This is a genomic window from Chryseobacterium sp. C2(2020) (genome assembly GCF_014218915.1).
In the GTDB taxonomy this organism is placed as follows: domain Bacteria; phylum Bacteroidota; class Bacteroidia; order Flavobacteriales; family Weeksellaceae; genus Chryseobacterium; species Chryseobacterium mucoviscidosis.
On sequence record NZ_JACLCT010000057.1, the window covers coordinates 1 to 17,326 of the forward strand.

A 17,326-nucleotide genomic window follows, 5' to 3' on the forward strand; every position below is an offset into this window, starting at 1 on the left:
TTACTTTATCTAATGATTGACATTTATAACATTTCATAATACTAATTTATGAAATATATTTTAATTTAACAATACCGGAAAAACATATTTAACAAGATTTAGAAATACACATTTTTTTCATATAATAAGTGAAAACTGGGAGAATTATTCTTACAATCCTGTTAGAGAGAGAGAATCAGATAGAAGTAAAGAAGCTAGTGATTGGTATAAAACGATTACAACTCAACCAACTAAAATTGGAAAAAGAATTGCATTAATTTTAAGAAATCTTTCATTAGATGCAATACATGAAAAAGATATTATGACAGAGTTTAGTACTGTTAGAGCTGACGTATTTATAAATAACTCAGCAATAAATAAAAAAAAATATATTGTTGAATTAAAAGTTTTTTCTGCTGAAAATACAATGCCTTCAACAATAAAAGAGCAAATAAAAAGCACACTAAGAAAGCATGCGCTTCTTGCCGGATTTATGAAAAAAAATTAGATTAAAAATTAAATTATCCGCAAATTTTTTACTTACTTTTGATTTATAATAAAGATAAGAATGTTCTACATCGAGTTTTGCTTCATCAGAAATCATAATTTTAAACGCCATACTTCGAATTCATTTCATTAAGAAAAGTATCAATGTCAGTATGTTGTTGGTAGGATCTTTCTTTTATTTTTTGAAGACTCTTTTTTTGTTCATCCGAAAGCTTGAATTCAGATTTCTCATCATCTAAAATTCCTTCTATATAGCCTAAAATCCTCTCCAGAATATTTTCAGGGGCATCTTTCAGAATTTTATTGATATTTTTTAATGTAGCAGATTCCATCTTTTTTGTTTTAAACAAATTTATAAAATATGACTCAATTCATTTTATAATAAGCTTTCTTAAAATATTTACTAGGTTTAAAATAAACTTTATTCCTTTCCGCATCAAAAATCCAGTTGAACCTCCTCAGTAAATCTGCTCCGAAATAGCTGGATTTCTGAATTTTAAGCTCGCCTGCGAAAAATCCTGCCGAAACATCCTTTAAAACAAAATTTCCCACTTTCAGAACAGGCAAAATTCCGTTTTTGGTGATAACGCTTTGTCCGGATGAGTTCTTCAATGTTTTTTCGCCGGTTACTTTTAGCTTTTTGTCGAGTTCTTTGCCATCTGCAAATTCATTGCTGTAAAGAATCCCGCCGGAATATCCGGATTGAAGGAGAAAATAGGCTTCTACATTTTGCTTTTCAATGATACTGTTCGCAGGAATAAAAAGCTGTTCATTTTTTAAAAGTAATGGAACTGACTGATACCCCTTTAAATCCGGCATTTTATCATACACTACAAATCTGCTGTTATCATAATCGATCTTAAAAATCTTTCCTTTAAAAATTCCGGTTCCGATTTTTCCGTCTGCTTCATGACCGGTCAGTTCATTATCGAAAAATCTAATATTTTCATATTTCTTTTTGCCGATTTTTATCGTATTTCCGTCGCTTATTTCATCTTTAAAAATAATATGATCTGCATTTCTTTTCCGGTCCGCAGAAATGGACGCATCTTCCATAGCAATCTGAAACATCAGATCCAGAGAATCTTTGTCATTTACTAAAGTTTTAACAATGATGTTGTTATGCTTTGTAATTCTGAACGGAATGATTTCCTGAGCCTGAATGGTTGATAAAAAAGATAATAACAAAAGCGATGAAATTATTTTGAACATCTGATTCTAATTTTACATAAAAATAAAATTAGTTTTTATTTGAGCCAAAAGAATTGAGGAGAAAAGAAATTTTATATCTTTAAAACCTGAAAATTAATAACTCTGAAACCAAATGACGAAACATCAGAAAAGAGTAGCCGAAGTCTATCATTTTTTCGACAATAAAGACACTGTTTTAGGATTTAGAAAATTACTGGACTGTGCAATGGATACTCAGAATATGGAGATCTACAAAGAAGCTGTCGCATTAACTGACTGGAAAGAACAGTTCCCTTCGTACACGGATGAGCTCATCGAAAAATCAAAAAATCTTCTTCAGAAAATAGAAAAAATTCCGGTAAAAGAACAATCGCTGGAAAAATCTGTACTGAGAGCCAGAAATATTTTAAAGTCCTACGGAAGCAACCGCTTTTCGCTGGGTCCTGTTTCTGTGGAAATGAATAAAGGACAGGTTTACGGCTTAGTAGGCGAAAATGGAAACGGAAAAACAACGTTACTGCGCATTCTTGCTAAGGAAATTTCTTTTAATGAAGGTGATCTGAATTATTCTTTCAACGAAGAACCAAAAAATGAATACGATCTCCGTACAAAGCTGGTTTATATTCCGCAGAGAACGGCAAAATGGTACGGAAGTTTAAAGGACAACCTGAAATTTGTACTGTCAAATTATGGTGTGAAACCTGAAGAAAACGAAACACGAACTCTAATGATGATCGCTCGTCTCGGACTTTGGAATTACAAACATCTGAAGTGGAGCGAACTTTCTTCCGGTTACAAAATGCGTTTTGAATTAGCCAGAACACTGCTAAGAAAACCTGAAATTTTATTACTGGATGAACCTCTTGCCAATCTGGATGTTTTGGCGCAGCAGGTTATTCTGGAAGATTTAAAATCGATTGCAAACTCGGTTAATAATCCTATTGCGTTGATTTTTAGCTCACAACAGCTTTACGAAGTAGAGAAAATATCAGACAAAGTTATTTTCCTGAAAAACGGACAGTACAAAGACAATTCTGAATTGGTGAATGATGAAAACGACGGACTGATTATCGAAATTGATACCACAAACTCCAGAGAAGATTTATTAAAAGCATTTGAAGGCTTCCCTCTTGAAAAACTGAATTTCAACGGAGGAGTGTATGTTGCTCATTTTTCAGCAGATACAGAGTTTCATACGGTGATGTCCGCGCTCGGAACTGCCAGAATGAATGTGGTGTATATCCGTAATATTTCTTCCTCAACCAGAAGATTTTTCGTAAGCTAATTTTCTCAAATTCAACAAAAAATGCAAAAAATAAATAAAATCAATCAATATCTGCTCGAAAAATATCCGACGGTCTGGAACACCAGAATTGTGTGGATGCTCTTGGCGAGTGCAGTGCTTCATATTTTCTTTTTTATCGTAGGCTATATTTCTCACGCAGATCCGGCCTCTTTACAGAAAATGAATGTAAAAGATGACTATTTCCGCGAAGGAATGATTTTTATCCACCTTATTATTTCCGTTCTCATGATGGTGGGATGGCTGATTATGATGTTTAAAAATAACGCATTCAAAAACTTTTATCCTTCTTCAAAAGGGAAATTGTTCCTGCAGTTTGTTCAGTACTTCATTATTATTTTTGCAGGTACTACTTTTTATTTTTCTTATATGACGGGTTTTAAATTGTTTATCAAAAATAAATATCCCGATCAGGAAATGACTGAAAATATTAATGTTATTAATAAAGCCAATGCTTTTCTTTCTCAGGATCTTGAGCATTATACTTTGGATAACAGAACTTTTCCAAAGTTTTACGATCTGTATTGCGAGACCGACATCAATAAAATAGACCGGAATCAGAAATATTTTGTTTACTATAACAGAGTTTATCAGTTCTATAACTTATATTCAAAAACCGTTTATAAAAAAGATAAATACGGAGATTTCCTTTTCCCATCAGGTGAAACCAAAAAGAATCTGGCGTATGAAGAAAATAAAAAAGGCTCTGCAACCTACTATTTCAAAAAAGATGTCGTGGATATGTCATCCTACATCAATACCACGGATTTAACGTATTATAATTTTTCTGATGTATTTTATAATGATGATGATTCAGGAAAGGATTATTTGAGGATGCAATATTCTGGTGAAGAGCCTTATGACGGATACAATCAGATGCTTAAAGACTCTTATAAAAAGAAGAGATTCGAAATCAACCGATTTACAACGGAACTGCTTAACAAAAAAAATCCTGCTGAAATTGAAAAACTGTTGAAAAGTTTTCTTGATATTTCGAAAAAATTCGGAATCAACAATAACCTTGATTCAAAAAGCTGGGTGAAAATGATCTATCATCCCAATGATTTCAACGTAAGATATTTTATTAAAAAATACAAACCGGTTCCGGGTGAAGAATATGATGTAAATAATCCGCCAATGGACGAAGACGGAAATTATGTGTATACCGAAGCTGTTACAGATTCTGTCGCTGCAGTGGTTGACGGTGAAGTGGTAAATGATTCCGTTCAGATCAGAGACTTTAATCCGGATATTGATAACCAGCTTTCTCCGGCGGAATATTTTAAGAATAACACGACCGATTACTATTATTATTCAGACAATCTTCAGAATCTTCTGAATAATGTAGTTATTATAAAATCTACGGATTTCTTTTCAGAAAATATTCATATTTATATTTGGATCGCATTTTTCCTTGCTACCATTATTTTCAGCTTCAGAATGACAGGGCTTAAATCTCTTATTTTCAGTGTGATTAGTGCAGGCGTTTTATTCTTGGCAGTTGTTTTGGTAACAGTATTATTTTCAGCTTCGAGCGGAAGAAATGGAATTGAATTTTTTGTTTCCTATTTTGTTTTTTTCATAGGACTGGCTATTTTACTCCTTCCGATTGTGATGATGAAAAGCCTTAAAAAACTTATCGCTTCAATCCTTATCAATATCTCTTTGAATGGTTTTGTACTTTTTGTATTTCTGATCTTTTTTATCATTAATATCCATCAGGAAGAAAGCTGTGAACAGATCAATATCATGTCTTATGACTGTCCGACAATTATCAAAACATTAGGATTCAATCTCAGTTATATAATTTTATTCTGCGGATTTGTCTTTATGTATCTGTATACTTCCGTTCTGCATAAATGGAAAGCAATGCCGAATTAATTTTCATTAACGATTGAAACTTATCTAAACTTTTGATTATTCTGAAAATAGCTCTATAAAATGTCTTTAGTTTCTTTTATGGTTAAATTTAAAACCGGTTGAAATAATAAAAAGCCTATTTAAGCAAAGAGTGGAAAAAGCTTTTTTAACAAATTTTATCATGGCAGAAAATGATTTTTATATTCAATTTTGTAATTTTAGGCAAAATTTAAAAAAGTGAAAAAGTTATTATTTGCGATTTGTATATCGGCTTCAGTTTTCAGTTTTGCGCAGGATTATTCTGTACCGGCAGCAAGTCCGCGCCAGAAAGTAGAGCAGCAGTTTTCAATGTCTAAAATCACGATCGATTACGGAAGACCGGGTGTGAAAGGACGTAAAATTTTCGGAGAACTGGTTCCTTACGGACAGGTTTGGAGAGCGGGAGCGAATTCATCCACCAAAATTACTTTCGGACAGTCTGTAAACTTCGGCGGAAAAATTGTTCCGGCAGGAACATACGGATTATTTATCGTTCCGACGGAAAAAGAATGGAAAGTGATCTTGAACAAAGATTTCCAGCAATGGGGAGCTTATACATATGATGCAAAACAGGACGTTGTAGATGTTACGGTTCCGGTTAATAAATTAGCAGACAAGCAGGAATGGTTCGAAATTACATTAAATCCGACAGGCGAAAATTCGGCAAATCTTGTGCTGAAGTGGGATATGTCTCAGGCGGAAGTGGGTTTAAAACCTTCAAGTCCGGAAGCTGTAAATAAAATTGCAGATAAGCTGAAGGAAATCAAAAAGATAGAATCTGACGCAGCAAAAACAAAAGGCTAAGATATGAACTTTTCTATTCAGACGATTTTAGAAAACGAAAAATATCAGTTAATCCCCTTGCAACAAGGGGATTTTGAGGCTTTATACGAAGTGGCTTCTGATCCGAAAGTCTGGGAGCAACATCCGAATAAAGATCGTTACAAAAGGGAAGTCTTTGAAAATTTTTTCAGAGGAGCAATAGAAAGCAAAGGCGCCTTTAAAATTATGGAGAAAGAAACAGGGGTAGTTTTAGGAAGCAGCCGTTTTTATGATTATGATGAAGCAAAGAACAGTATTTTTATCGGCTACACGTTTTACGGAACAAAATCGTGGGGAAAAGGAATCAATCCGCAGATTTAAAAATTAATGCTCAATTACATTTTTCAGTTTGTAGACTTTGTTCATTTTCATATCGGGAAAGAAAATTACCGTTCCCAGATTGCTTTGGAAAGATTGGAAGGAAAGAAAATCGCAGAGCAGGAAGTCGCTTATTTCGGAGAACCGACCAGAACCAACTTTGTATACGAAATTAAAAAGGAGAATCATTTTTAAAGCTTGTTTAAGCTAATTTCAGAATAAACCGCAAAAGGGACAAAAGATAATGTTAAAGTGAATTTCCATAATAATCAAAGCGCTCAAAAGAATAAAAATCAAAGATTTTTAAAACTATTGTTACCTTTTTGATTTATAATGATCAACTTTAAATAAAAGTTAGTTCATCTTTTGTGCCTTTTGCGGTTAAATAAAAGTTTAGGCAGACTTTTAGTTTAAATTTTATTTAAATTAAAACCTTTGTTAACTTTTACAAGTGAAACGGCTTTGTGAAACTAAAAAGCGATCACTAGTAAAAACTTGGTTTACTTAGTGTTCAAAAAAATAAAAAAATAAATAATATGAAGAAATATAAAATTCAGCAGTCCCCATTCGTTGTTCCTACCACAGACGGGAAACTCATCGAAGAACACTGGGGAAACTCCACAGGAAATTCCAATATTTCCATTGCACACATGGTTGCACCGCCCAACTGGAGCGAGCCGCATCAGACTCCCGAATTTGATGAATTCACCTTAATTATTTCAGGAAAAAAACAATTTGAAATTGACGGCGAAATTGTTGTCTTAGAAAAAGGACAAAGTATTTTAATTGAAAAAGGAGCAAGAGTGCGATACAGCAATCCGTTTTCAGAAGAATGTGAATACGTTGCCATCTGCCTTCCTGCTTTTTCTATGGATCTTGTAAACAGGGAAGAATAAAGTATGGCGCTACAAATTTGTCCTAAATGTAAAGAAAATTCTTTTACATGGTTTATCAACGGAAAGTCTCATGTAACGGTTTGGAGCTGTTTCAATTGTGATTATGAAGCAAAGGAAAACGAAAGTGAGGAATGCATCTGTGAAAACTGTGGAAAGAAAACAAAAACAAAGCTTAAAGATAAAGAAACCGAATATTTCTGGTGTTCTGACTGTAACACGACAAGCGAACTATAAAGAAAACGACCTCTAAAATTGGAGGTCGTTTTTTATAAGGATTATAACTATTTCAGTAGCTCTTTCAAAAACATCAGCGTGTGATTCCACGCTCTTTTTGCCATCACTTCATTATAATCCGGCGATTTCGGATCGGTAAAAGTATGCTTGGAATGTGCATACGTGATGATTTGCCAGTCCGCATTTCCATCATTCATTTCCTTCACCAGATTATTGTAATCTTCTGGACTTACCCCTCTGTCATCGGCAGGATTTTCCACCAGAATTTTTGTCGAGATCGGTCCGTTTTTTCTTGCCTGATCTTTTCCGATGCTTCCATGGATAGAAACAACGCCCACCACAGGAAGATTTCCCCTTGCTGATTCCAAAGCTCCGGTTCCTCCGAAACAATAGCCGATAACCGCAATTTTTTCAGGAATTGCACCGTTTTTTTTCAGCTCTTCCAGCGCAAGCGAAATCCTTTTCTGGTACGCTTCGTAATTTTTCTTGTAATATCCGGAATTTTTCGCAGCCGTATCCATATTCGTAGGAATGTTTCCCTCTCCATAAATATCCGCAATAAAAGCAACGTAGCCTTGTTTTTCAAGTTCGGCAGCGGCTGTTTTCGCTTCATCATCAATTCCTTTCCAGGCAGGAAGAATCAGAACTCCGGGAAGTTTTTTCCCCGCATTGGAAGTTACCAGTCCGTTAAGTTTCTGCGCGCCGTCCTGATAAGCGACAGGTTTCAGATTCTGACCAAAAAAAGTCACCGAAGTCATTAAAAATGAAGACAATAAAAGTGAACGTATCATATTTTGTAATTTAATTTTTTTTAGGAGCTGTTTCCCGCTTTCGCTACTCGCTTTTTCTTAGTTTCGGTGGGGGGGGAGGCACCGCCGAAACCAAAAAAAGAGCTCAGGGACGCCGCCCAATCCGGGGGAAATATCGGTCTGGTTTTTCAATACTGCAACAAAACCAACAATACTTTTTCCAAATTCAACCAATTCTTATTAAGATTTAATCAATAAAAATTTTGAACTTTAGTTATTTATCCCAAAAGTTAAGATCTTCCTGTCCGGATCCTTTCATATTGACCAACCATCGTATTTTTAATTATTAAAAATAAATCAAAGTTTAAATTACTAAAAATAACTCAGAACCAATAAAAATATAATATCATTTAATTTTTCCCAACCAATTTAACCTCAATCAATCTAAGCCTCAGTCTCAATCTCAATCTCAATCTCAATCTCACTTTCACTCCGGCTTATAAAACTGATACTGCTCATTCTCATAATACGCATGAATATGCTGCAAACCATTCGTCAGAACAATCTCTTTCGCTCCGATTACAGAATTATATCTTGCGGTTTGTTCAAAAGTTTTCTCCGTTAATTTAATTTGGGGAGCTTTGCATTCAATTAAAATTTTAGGCTGTGCTTTTTCAGTAATTAAAAGATCAACCCTCTTCGTTAAACCATTTAAAACAATCTTTTTTTCCGTAATTAATGCAGAAGCAGAGTAGGATTTTACCGTAAGATAATAATGGATCCAGTGTTGCCGTACCCACTCTTCAGGAGTCAGCAAAAGGTAAGTTTTACGAACCAAATCATAAATAAAAAACTTATCTTTGTCTTTCTTGAATTTAAAATCAAAAGTTTCCTGAAAATTCAGTTTTGGAAGTTCCATTTATAAGATGAAAGAATTAGATTTAATCCTCAAAAATATTAAAAATAAAGAAGTTTTACCGATTTATTTTTTTCACGGAGAAGAACCCTACTTTATAGATCTTGCTGTAAAAGCTCTCGAACACGACTTTCTGACGGAAGATGAAAAAGCATTCAACCAAACCGTAGTCTATGGCAAAGATACCACTTATCAGGAAGTTCTCTCTTTGGCGAGACAGTTTCCTATGATGGGCGACAAACAGGTAATCATCGTAAAAGAAGCACAGGATTTAAGACTCGCTGAAAGCGAAAGCAATGCTTTGGAAATGTACGTTCAGAATCCTGTTCCGTCTACTGTTCTGGTTTTTGGGCACAAACACAAAAAATTAGACAGCCGAAAGAAAGTAACCAAATCTTTAGAAAAAGCGAAAGCATTGTTTTTAAGCGAATCAATCCGCGAAAACAATCTTCCCAAATGGATTGCAGACGAATGTGCCGCACTAAAAATAAAAACAGCTCCGAATATCTCACATCTTTTAGCAGAATATTTAGGAAACGACCTTTCAAGAATTGCCAATGAGCTGAATAAACTGAAAATTATCCTGAAAGAAGGTGAAATTTTAGACGGAACCATCATCGAAAACCACATCGGAATCAGCAAAGAATACAATGTTTTTGAATTACAGAAAGCTTTAGGAACAAAAAATGCCAACGCAGCATTTAAAATTGCACATTTTATGGGCAAAAACCCTAAAAACAATCCCTTTGTCATGATGTTGGCAAGTTTGTACAATTACTTTTCCAATGTCATTATTTATAACACCATGATTGGTCAGCCGCCTCAGACAATTGCCGCACAAATGGGCGTTAATCCTTATTTTATAAAGGATTATGCGGAATCGGCAAGATTATATCCTTTAAAACATGCAACCAGAGTCATTTCAATTTTAAGAGAATTCGACATGAAAGGGAAAGGATTGGGCGCAGTCAATATGAACGAAGCAGAACTGATTAAAGAATTGGTTTACAAAATTATAAATGTCGATAAAATTAAGATGAAAGTATGATTTTGGGTAATTGTTATTTGTTGATTGACCTTAATTTTACCATCAACGGACAACCAATGTCTAACAGCTACTATCGAAATTCAACATATTAGATATTGACAACTATCATTAAAATAACTTTAAATAAACAGTAAAAATTCCGAAATTAGCACTCGGAAATTTTAAATTTTTTTGAAAAGCAGAATATGGAGCAAAACATTTTAGATTGTGTGATCGTTGGATCTGGACCTTCTGGTTTCACAGCGGCAATTTATGCAGCAAGAGCAGACTTAAAACCTGAACTGTACACAGGTCTGGAGCCGGGCGGACAATTGACTACAACTACTGAAGTCGACAACTTTCCAGGATATCCGAACGGAATTACAGGTCCTGAAATGATGATGGATTTGCAGAAGCAGGCTGAAAGATTCGAAACAAAAGTACATTATGAAATGATTACTAAAGTTGAATTTTCAAAAGAAGTAGGAGGAGTTCATAAACTGTACGCAGGAAATAAAGAAATTTTTGCCAGAACTGTGATTATTTCTACCGGAGCTACTGCGAAATATTTAGGTCTTGATGACGAAAAAAAATATAATGGAGGAGGAGTTTCCGCGTGTGCAACGTGCGACGGATTTTTCTACAGAGGAAAAGATGTTGTGGTGGTAGGAGCAGGAGATACCGCAGCAGAAGAAGCAACTTATCTTGCAAAGCTGGTGAACAAAGTAACAATGCTGGTAAGAAAAGATGAATTCAGAGCTTCCAAAGCAATGGTTCACAGAGTGAATAATACGCCCAATATTGAAGTGAAATTCCACCACGAATTAATTGGAATTGAAGGAGAAAATAACCTTGTAGAAAGAGCGGTTGTTATCAATAATCAGACTCAGGAAAAATCTACCATTGATGTTCATGGAATCTTTATTGCTATAGGTCACAAACCGAATACGGATATTTTTGTGGGACAGATTGATCTGGATGAAAACGGATATATTGTAACTGAAAAAGGTTCTTCAAGAACAAATCTTCCCGGAGTTTTTGCAGCGGGAGATGTTCAGGATCATATCTACAGACAGGCGATTACAGCTGCGGGAAGCGGTTGTATGGCAGCTATGGATGCAGAGAAGTATCTTGCAGAATTGCATTAATCTTAAGAAATTAAATATAAAAACGCATCTTTCGGGATGCGTTTTTTGTTTATAATTCGCATAAAAATCATTTTAAAAATGTATAATTAAAGTTTTTAACCGAAATAATTCACCTGATTTTTAGTTCATTATTAATTTTTGTTAAAATTTGTCAGGAAAATATTTTGTCAGAATTGAAAAACATTCTATATTTGCACCACTGAAAACAACGATATAATCGGAGTTTCTGGAGAGTTGGCAGAGTGGTCGATTGCGGCAGTCTTGAAAACTGTTGACTGTAACAGGTCCGGGGGTTCGAATCCCTCACTCTCCGCAAAAAACCTTCAAATTTATTTTGAAGGTTTTTTTTTGCATGAAATTTAAAATTCTTGAATCATTCGGATCATTGCAGAATCATAATTGTTAAATTTTCTTTTTCCGTTTTGTTGTTACTCTCTTTTGTGCTTTATTTGCAGAATTCTATTGAGCTGAAAAAGTTGTAAAGATTAAATCTACCTGAGATTTTTTTATTGAAATTTGAGATTAATGCAATTGCTGAAGCAGATGTGTGAGACCATTATTAAAAACTTCTTAACCGCTGAATAGAAAAATTTTTCATTTAAATAATAACCATAAAAACATGTAAACGATGAGTACTGAAAATGTAGAAAATCAAATAAATAAATCAACAGTTCTTGATGAAGAAACGCAGAAAATTGAGGAAATCTTAGGAATAAAACCGGAAGATTACTTAAAATATAACTTACTTCAATATTTACATCTCAAAGACATCGATATTGAGGATTTTTCAAATTTTTTACCATACCTTGTTAAAGTAACAAAAGTAAAACTTACCAATTGTACTATTGCCAATTTTTCCGAATTGTTAAAAATAGAGAGTTGTTCCAGTTTCACTCTGGATAATGTGACTTTCAGAAACAATGAGTGTAATGTAACCACAGGATTTCCTTATGAAATCAGATTTTCAAATATGAGCTTTGACGCAGGTTGTTTTAATAGCTTTCATATATCGTCATCCGGTAAAGGGCATAAGCATCTTTTCATTACTAACTGTCATATTGATAATATTCAGGAAATCAATAATATAAAAGGGCTTTATTCATTACATCTCGACAGTATAACTTTTACTTGTAACCCTACCAAGGTAAAAGAGAAATCAATCTACATGATCCATATTTTCAACTCCAAGTTTGAAGATATTTCTTTTATACCATTTAAAAAATCAGTAACAGACATTGAGTTTAAAAACTGTAAAATCGGAAGTTTTAAAGGAATTTCAGAGTTTGAAAAACTTGAAAAAATTAAAGTGAATACCGATACGGTTGTTGAGAACAGAGAAGAATTAGAAAACCCTTTCAATAAAGAAATTATCTGTCATTTCAGTAAGGCGGAAAAACCATTTCGTTTAAAAAATGCAGTCTCACTCAGAAATTATATTAATGAATTAAGCTTTACAGATTTTAAAGTGAAAAAAATAAAGGATATTGAAAAGTTTGAAATGGTGAAATCTCTTTCATTTAATAAATCTGAATTTTATGTCGATGCTTTTCTACCTATTGCCAATCAGATTCAAAAAGTGAAGATGAGAGATTCTGAGATTAAAAAAAATAACTATTTCAGATCTTTCGTTAATTTGAAAAGTTTTGAATCACTCTGTTTCTCAAGAGAGAGTAAAGAGATAAAAAATTTCTCAAAATTACTTCCGTTAAAAGATCAGCTGATGAGTCTGGATTTTTATGAAGACGAAGAAATGGATAAAAAAGCTCCAGATTATCCCATCGGACAATTTACTTCACTGGAAACTTTAAAATTGGGTTATGAAATTTCTGCAAAAACGGGAAGATCTATTATGAAGTTGAAAAAATTGAGAAAGCTGGATATTAGCATAGCAAAAACAAAGCATATTTTCGATTTGGGACATCTGAAAAAGCTGGAGTTTTTAATTTTTAATTCGAGGACAAAGTTTATCGGATTTGAAAATTTAAAACGTTTAAAATCTCTCCAAATTATCAATGATAAAAAGTTCGATCTCAGGACACTTCCCCAAATGGAATCTTTGAAAAGACTGAAATTATCTGGAAACAATCACGAAATGAAAGGATTTAGCCGTTTTCCCAATTTGGAATTCCTTAGCCTTCAACGATCTGGAAAAGTATATTTAAAACCTTTGAAAAAGCTAAAGGTTCTGGATTTGTATAACAGTGACATCACAGATTTTTCTTCCTTTGCAACCATGCCACTTCTGGAAAAATTAGATTTATCGCGTATTCAGAATAATATTGACTTGAAGGAAATGTATAAGTTCCCGAATTTGAAATGGCTAGGATTTTTAGAAAATGAAGAGCTGGATGATATTTCCGGTTTGGAGCCTTTAAAAAAGCTGGAGCGTCTGGATTTATATAAAACCAACGTTACAGATGTGAAAGTTCTGAACACTTTACCGAATTTAGAAGAAGTGAATTTAGCAGTAAAAAATTACAAACTGGATCTTAAAGCACAACTGGATCGTCCCGAAATAGCGGCTTATTATGCATTGCCAAGTGTTATGTTTTTTATCTGGAAAGAAGATGAATTTGGGATTTAAAAAAAATAACAATTATTCCTAATTGTTGACTAATATAAAAGTTGTTTAAACTAATTTCAGAATTAACCCCAAAAGGCACAAAAGACAATGTTAAAGCGAATTTCATTAATAATCAAAGCGCTCAAAAGAATAAAAATCAAAGATTTTTAAAAACTATTGTGAACTTTTTCATTGATAATGATCAACTTTAAATAAAAGTTTAGTCATCTTTTGTGACTTTTGTGGTTAAATAAAGTTTAAACAGACTCATATTTTAAAAACTAAAAATGCAAAAAAAATTCGAAAAAGATACCAGTGGTGTTTTGCTTATCTGTTCTAAAAAAGGTCTTAAAAAGTATTTTGCAGACAATATATTCAGTTATAATTATCCCGACGGAATTCTTCCGCTTATCAACAATGGCTCCGTTATCGCTTTAACCACAGAAAGCAGCGAAGATGTAAAGGGTGAGGTGATGGATATTTCTATGAACGATTTTAAAGGCTACAGACTTTACGGAGAGCAAAACTTTTTTATTGAAGAAGAAGATGAAGTATACGTTCTTTCTCATTCTGAATTTACCCAGATTTGCAGTAATCATTCAGGAGATATTGATGCCTTCAGCTTTTGGAACGAAAAAATAATGATCAATAATCTCAGGGCAGGATGGGCAATTGCCTTTACACACTGCAAAATGCGCAGCAACAGTATATATTTAAGAGCCATTATTCAGCTTATTTATACAAAAGACCGTTTTCCTTATCCGGAAATATTATCTATACCAACGTTTTAAAAAAACTAATATTTAAAAAACATGAAAAACAACTATTTAAGTTCAGAAGAAGCTCAAAAATTGATTGCCAGACTTTCTGAAGAAATGAACGAATTGCTTATTGAAGGACGTACCTATCATTATGAAGCGTACAGAAATCAATACGGAAGTTCGTCCAATACCGGAATTTATTTTTATGAAAATGGAGTTTTTTACAATGATTTCCATGTAGGAGAATACGATAAGGAAGAGATAAATGAATATCTGGATAAATTTCGAAATTATGATTATTCTGATCTTATTTACTTTTTTCCGGTACATTCTAAGGTGAAATTCACTTTTAAAAAAGGAGAACCCGTTAAAGCCGAAAGATACAGCATCCCTATGTTTTTGGAAGATATTAAAAAGGAAACGGAGGACAGAGCCGGAAAATACAGTGAAAATGATAATGTTTTTCTGAAAGCGGAAGTTTTGATCCATTTTAAAAAAGAAGCGGACGAAATCGGGATGTTTATAGATTCCACATATCATTACAACGATAAAATGAGGTCTTTCGGGCATTTTGGCGGAAGTAAAGAAATCCTTTCCATTTATCATCAGTTGGAAAATAAAATAGATAGTCTTTTTTTTAGCTATGAAAACGGTAATCTCAGCGTACAGTCGGATCCTGCAGTTGAAGAATACGGATTTGAATCTTTAAGAGTTTCTCAAATAGAGTTTAGTCCGGAATACGAAAAGCAGAAAAAAGCTACAACAGATAGCCAAAAACTGAGGCATGAATTTTTCAGATCTTTAGGGAAACTGGATGAGCGAATTATTTATCTGCGAGTGGGCGGATTCAGAGATCATTCATGGCCTGGAGGAAGCTCTTACCACAATTCATGCAAAATGAGGGTTATTCATGCACCGGAATCTACGATATTGATGACAGACGGACTTTCAGATCCGTACGAAAACTTTTATTATGGTCAGAATTCTCAGTATAACGGAATCGGAGCCGAATTTTACATGGAATTTCACGGCAATATACCGTACGAAATCATTCATAAGCATTTTGCTGTTGCCCTCGTAAACAGTACTTCTCAAATTGCAATCGGGCATGGTGATTTTAAAGCATTAATGGAGAAATTCGGTGAAACATCTCTGGAATTTACCGAAGACAATATAGAACTCTGGGTAAACAGAGAAAACAAAGCCAATCATAATGCATTAAGCTTTATTACATCAAAAGATTTTATGAAAAATGAAAGCTTTGGTGTTTTGCTGGGTATGCAATCAAATACCGTTCCTCAGAAATTAAAGCTGAATTTAGAAGAAATTTTGTTGATTTCCATCAAACCTTTTGAAAATAAATGGCTGAAAACAACAAAAATAAGAAGTAAAAACAATGCGGTTGCAAAGGCAGCAAGAGAAGAAATCATGCAGACGTGGAAAGAAAGCGGAGAAATGAATCTTGTGCCGCTAACGTATCAGAAAGAATACATCAAAACGTCGCCGGATTCGGAAGGAATGAAGCTGGTTCCTTTATTTCCTTTTTAAAAAACAATAAACCATTGTAAGCTCGCTCTGATTTTTTGGACCGGGCTTCCTTGTAATTTCAGATACATAATAAAATATGGCGAATCAAATTAACGAAGAACTTAATAAAAAGATTGATGAGGTTTTAGCTTCGGTAGAAGAACAGGATGAAAGAAAACTGTATGATGTTTTTAAATACTTATGTGATAGTAAGTTTGAAACAAAACTTTCTCCAAAGACCATCGGTCAGATTATTAATACGGTTCAATATGGTTTGAATCGTAATTACGGAATGTTCAGACCTTATAGATCCATCTATATCCTGATTGGTGAACTGGCTCCTTTTCATTCCGAGGAAATTGCTTCCATTCAGAATGATATTACAAATTACCTGAATGATGATATTTTTGATTACGATGAATTTACTTCTGTGCTGTATTTTTTCCGTGAAGCCTGGAAATATTTGGAATCGGTATGGAGTATAGAAAATAAAGCTGCTATAATCGAAAATCTTATTGATATTGTCGAAGATGAGTATGAATCGGATGGTTATTTTGATGCTTTTATTGCCGATAATGTTTTACGTGCTCTAATAGTTATCGAAAAAGATGATCCAAAAGCGCAGAAAACGATAAAATGGGTTGAAAAAGTTTTGGAAGAAGATGATCGATTTGAGGATGAAGACGACGAAGAAAATGAATGAGAAACTTTCCATTTTGGTTCAAAATAATAAACGGAATAAAAGTCAATTGTATTTTATGAAAAGTATACTCTTGATCCCAAAAACCTGAATGCTTTTAGCTAAAGACACATAATTTTAGAAACATCACTCACATCACTGAATTAAAAAAACAAACAAAATGTACATCCGCCTGAACAGTGAAAAAATGAAAAAATCGTACAGAGATACCCTTAATCTGGCGATACAGAAAACGGAGGAACTAATAAAATTATCTCCTGAAATTCCCATGTATCATTCCATCTATAATCAATTACTTGATATTGATGAAAAATTAGTAAAGAATAATATTGTTTTTTCTGAAAACGAATTATACAAAAGGTATTCTTTAGGACATTTGGCGGTGAAAAACTTCGATTACGAAAATGATGAATATGCAAAATTGTTAATTGATATCTTCGGAGGAGCATTTGATTATCATTCATCATCCGAAAGTTTCAGGCAGCTTCTGTTTGATGGAGATGAAAGAGAATGTGTGAACAAAGTGTTTGAAATTAATCATCAGAAAATTAGGTTGATCGATTTTTATGACCATCCGTTAAAAGAACTGAAAAAACAAACAGATCGTGAAAGTTTTGATCTGATAGTGGAAGAAAACAGCTTTAAACAGATCAATAATTTTATTGAAAAATATATTTCTGAAAAAGGATTGGAAATATATTATCTGAAGAAAAATGATCTGATTTATTTATTTTCCTACGGCGAATATCAACCCGGAAGATATATGCTTTTTTTAGAAGACATCAG

The 17,326-nt window shown here is 33.6% G+C and carries 17 protein-coding genes, 1 tRNA gene and 1 pseudogene; 15 read left to right on the forward strand and 4 right to left on the reverse strand.

From position 1 onward, the window contains the following. Nucleotides 1-301 precede the first annotated feature (301 nt). Nucleotides 302-487, forward strand: coding sequence for a hypothetical protein (locus H6W52_RS19890; protein WP_123892025.1), 186 nt, complete (start codon nt 302-304; stop codon nt 485-487). A 100-nt stretch (nt 488-587) separates the two neighbouring features. Here the strand turns inward: H6W52_RS19890 and H6W52_RS19895 are convergent, their stop codons facing one another. Beyond that, nucleotides 588-818, reverse strand: coding sequence for a hypothetical protein (locus H6W52_RS19895; protein ID WP_116100003.1), 231 nt, complete (start codon nt 816-818; stop codon nt 588-590). Between the two features lie 34 nt (nt 819-852). Further along, a complete protein-coding gene (locus tag H6W52_RS19900) occupies nt 853-1,698 on the reverse strand; it encodes a hypothetical protein (RefSeq protein WP_116100004.1) in 846 nt (281 codons plus the stop codon). Nucleotides 1,699-1,810: 112 nt separating this feature from the next. On the opposite strand from H6W52_RS19900, the gene H6W52_RS19905 reads away from it, so the two are divergent. From H6W52_RS19905 to H6W52_RS19930, 6 genes and pseudogenes are all read left to right on the forward strand, one after another. Then, nucleotides 1,811-2,962 carry an ATP-binding cassette domain-containing protein gene (locus H6W52_RS19905; RefSeq protein WP_116100005.1) on the forward strand — a complete coding sequence of 384 codons (1,152 nt, stop codon included), beginning with the start codon at nt 1,811-1,813 and terminating at the stop codon, nt 2,960-2,962. A gap of 21 nt (nt 2,963-2,983) precedes the next feature. Beyond that, nucleotides 2,984-4,861, forward strand: coding sequence for a hypothetical protein (locus H6W52_RS19910; RefSeq protein WP_185216913.1), 1,878 nt, complete (start codon nt 2,984-2,986; stop codon nt 4,859-4,861). Between the two features lie 216 nt (nt 4,862-5,077). Beyond that, complete coding sequence (locus H6W52_RS19915; RefSeq protein ID WP_076393646.1) at nt 5,078-5,683, forward strand: DUF2911 domain-containing protein; 606 nt, start codon at nt 5,078-5,080, stop codon at nt 5,681-5,683. A 3-nt stretch (nt 5,684-5,686) separates the two neighbouring features. Beyond that, a pseudogene (locus tag H6W52_RS19920) lies at nt 5,687-6,214 on the forward strand (GNAT family N-acetyltransferase). Nucleotides 6,215-6,555: 341 nt separating this feature from the next. After that, nucleotides 6,556-6,915, forward strand: a complete 360-nt coding sequence (locus H6W52_RS19925; RefSeq protein WP_076393650.1) for a cupin domain-containing protein — start codon at nt 6,556-6,558, stop codon at nt 6,913-6,915. A gap of 3 nt (nt 6,916-6,918) precedes the next feature. After that, nucleotides 6,919-7,149 (forward strand): hypothetical protein, encoded by a 231-nt coding sequence (locus H6W52_RS19930; RefSeq protein ID WP_116100007.1) that lies wholly within the window; start codon nt 6,919-6,921, stop codon nt 7,147-7,149. 47 nt (nt 7,150-7,196) lie between these two features. Here the strand turns inward: H6W52_RS19930 and H6W52_RS19935 are convergent, their stop codons facing one another. Together H6W52_RS19935 and H6W52_RS19940 are read right to left on the reverse strand one after the other, a co-directional pair. Further along, a complete protein-coding gene (locus tag H6W52_RS19935; RefSeq protein WP_087706466.1) occupies nt 7,197-7,940 on the reverse strand; it encodes a dienelactone hydrolase family protein in 744 nt (247 codons plus the stop codon). 445 nt (nt 7,941-8,385) lie between these two features. Next, the gene (locus H6W52_RS19940) at nt 8,386-8,817 is read right to left on the reverse strand and encodes a type I restriction enzyme HsdR N-terminal domain-containing protein (RefSeq protein WP_116100008.1); all 432 of its coding nucleotides are present in this window, start codon (nt 8,815-8,817) and stop codon (nt 8,386-8,388) included. Nucleotides 8,818-8,824: 7 nt separating this feature from the next. On the opposite strand from H6W52_RS19940, the gene holA reads away from it, so the two are divergent. The 8 genes from holA to H6W52_RS19980 form a co-directional block, all read left to right on the forward strand. Then, nucleotides 8,825-9,862 (forward strand): DNA polymerase III subunit delta, encoded by a 1,038-nt coding sequence (holA, locus tag H6W52_RS19945; RefSeq protein WP_116100009.1) that lies wholly within the window; start codon nt 8,825-8,827, stop codon nt 9,860-9,862. Nucleotides 9,863-10,047: 185 nt separating this feature from the next. Continuing rightward, nucleotides 10,048-10,989, forward strand: coding sequence for a thioredoxin-disulfide reductase (gene trxB, locus H6W52_RS19950; protein ID WP_076393660.1), 942 nt, complete (start codon nt 10,048-10,050; stop codon nt 10,987-10,989). 228 nt (nt 10,990-11,217) lie between these two features. Further along, nucleotides 11,218-11,302 (forward strand) — tRNA-Ser (locus tag H6W52_RS19955). Nucleotides 11,303-11,617: 315 nt separating this feature from the next. Then, nucleotides 11,618-13,573: a leucine-rich repeat domain-containing protein gene (locus tag H6W52_RS19960; protein WP_116100010.1), complete on the forward strand. Its 1,956-nt coding sequence runs from the start codon at nt 11,618-11,620 to the stop codon at nt 13,571-13,573. Nucleotides 13,574-13,839: 266 nt separating this feature from the next. Continuing rightward, on the forward strand, nt 13,840-14,343 hold the full coding sequence (locus H6W52_RS19965; protein WP_116100011.1) for a hypothetical protein: 504 nt from the start codon (nt 13,840-13,842) through the stop codon (nt 14,341-14,343). Between the two features lie 21 nt (nt 14,344-14,364). Next, nucleotides 14,365-15,861, forward strand: coding sequence for a hypothetical protein (locus H6W52_RS19970; protein ID WP_116100012.1), 1,497 nt, complete (start codon nt 14,365-14,367; stop codon nt 15,859-15,861). A 76-nt stretch (nt 15,862-15,937) separates the two neighbouring features. Continuing rightward, nucleotides 15,938-16,543 (forward strand): hypothetical protein, encoded by a 606-nt coding sequence (locus H6W52_RS19975; protein WP_116100013.1) that lies wholly within the window; start codon nt 15,938-15,940, stop codon nt 16,541-16,543. 184 nt (nt 16,544-16,727) lie between these two features. Then, nucleotides 16,728-17,326 (forward strand): immunity protein Tsi6 family protein (locus tag H6W52_RS19980; protein WP_228457612.1); only part of this gene is annotated, 599 nt, incomplete at its 3' end.

Excerpts from the sequence above, each read along its gene's own strand:
- H6W52_RS19890 (WP_123892025.1), top strand. The coding sequence starts at position 302 with ATGACAGAGTTTAGTACTGTTAGAGCTGACGTATTTATAAATAACTCA.
- H6W52_RS19905 (WP_116100005.1), top strand. The coding sequence starts at position 1,811 with ATGACGAAACATCAGAAAAGAGTAGCCGAAGTCTATCATTTTTTCGAC.
- trxB (WP_076393660.1), top strand. The coding sequence starts at position 10,048 with ATGGAGCAAAACATTTTAGATTGTGTGATCGTTGGATCTGGACCTTCT.
- H6W52_RS19925 (WP_076393650.1), top strand. The coding sequence starts at position 6,556 with ATGAAGAAATATAAAATTCAGCAGTCCCCATTCGTTGTTCCTACCACA.
- H6W52_RS19900 (WP_116100004.1), bottom strand. The coding sequence starts at position 1,698 with ATGTTCAAAATAATTTCATCGCTTTTGTTATTATCTTTTTTATCAACC.
- H6W52_RS19975 (WP_116100013.1), top strand. The coding sequence starts at position 15,938 with ATGGCGAATCAAATTAACGAAGAACTTAATAAAAAGATTGATGAGGTT.
- H6W52_RS19960 (WP_116100010.1), top strand. The coding sequence starts at position 11,618 with ATGAGTACTGAAAATGTAGAAAATCAAATAAATAAATCAACAGTTCTT.
- H6W52_RS19930 (WP_116100007.1), top strand. The coding sequence starts at position 6,919 with ATGGCGCTACAAATTTGTCCTAAATGTAAAGAAAATTCTTTTACATGG.
- holA (WP_116100009.1), top strand. The coding sequence starts at position 8,825 with ATGAAAGAATTAGATTTAATCCTCAAAAATATTAAAAATAAAGAAGTT.
- H6W52_RS19935 (WP_087706466.1), bottom strand. The coding sequence starts at position 7,940 with ATGATACGTTCACTTTTATTGTCTTCATTTTTAATGACTTCGGTGACT.
- H6W52_RS19940 (WP_116100008.1), bottom strand. The coding sequence starts at position 8,817 with ATGGAACTTCCAAAACTGAATTTTCAGGAAACTTTTGATTTTAAATTC.
- H6W52_RS19895 (WP_116100003.1), bottom strand. The coding sequence starts at position 818 with ATGGAATCTGCTACATTAAAAAATATCAATAAAATTCTGAAAGATGCC.
- H6W52_RS19965 (WP_116100011.1), top strand. The coding sequence starts at position 13,840 with ATGCAAAAAAAATTCGAAAAAGATACCAGTGGTGTTTTGCTTATCTGT.
- H6W52_RS19970 (WP_116100012.1), top strand. The coding sequence starts at position 14,365 with ATGAAAAACAACTATTTAAGTTCAGAAGAAGCTCAAAAATTGATTGCC.
- H6W52_RS19910 (WP_185216913.1), top strand. The coding sequence starts at position 2,984 with ATGCAAAAAATAAATAAAATCAATCAATATCTGCTCGAAAAATATCCG.